We start from the raw sequence: 500 nt of genomic DNA on the forward strand, positions 1-500 counted from the left end.
ATCCCGTTTCAGGAAATCAACATGTCGGTTTTCCAGTTCCGGAAAACGCCGCTGCACCGACAGGGGGAGCCCGTCGAGAATACTGGCAATTTCACCTGCGATCCGCGACAGCACGAAAGTACAGAATGCGGTTTCCACCACTTCAGCGGAGTCTCTGGCATTCTTCAGTTCCTGTGCGTCGGCCTGCGCACGCGTAAGTCGATGGCGTTCGTACTCAATAGTTCCTGGCTGGAGATCTGCCTCGCTGGCCTGCCGCAGTTCTTCAACCTCCCGGCGCAGCTTTTCGTTCTCAATTTCAGCATCCCTTTCGGCATACCATTTTATGACGGCGGCAGAGTCATAAAGCACCTCATTACCCTTGCCACCGCCTCGCAGAACGGGCATTCCCTGTTCCTGCCAGTTCTGAATGGTACGGATACTCGCACCGAAAATGTCAGCCAGCTGCTTTTTGTTGACTTCCATTGTTCATTCCACGGACATTTCCTTTCTTTTCAGAGGAT

The 500-nt window shown here is 53.2% G+C and carries 1 protein-coding gene; it reads right to left on the reverse strand.

Translation table 11 applies throughout. From position 1 onward, the window contains the following. On the reverse strand, nucleotides 1–462 hold a 462-nt coding region (locus AC2D8P_RS16690), incomplete at its 3' end, for a DNA-packaging protein (protein ID WP_088541149.1). Nucleotides 463–500 lie beyond the last annotated feature (38 nt).

It is taken from the genome of Roseovarius sp. YIN77 (genome assembly GCF_057219155.1).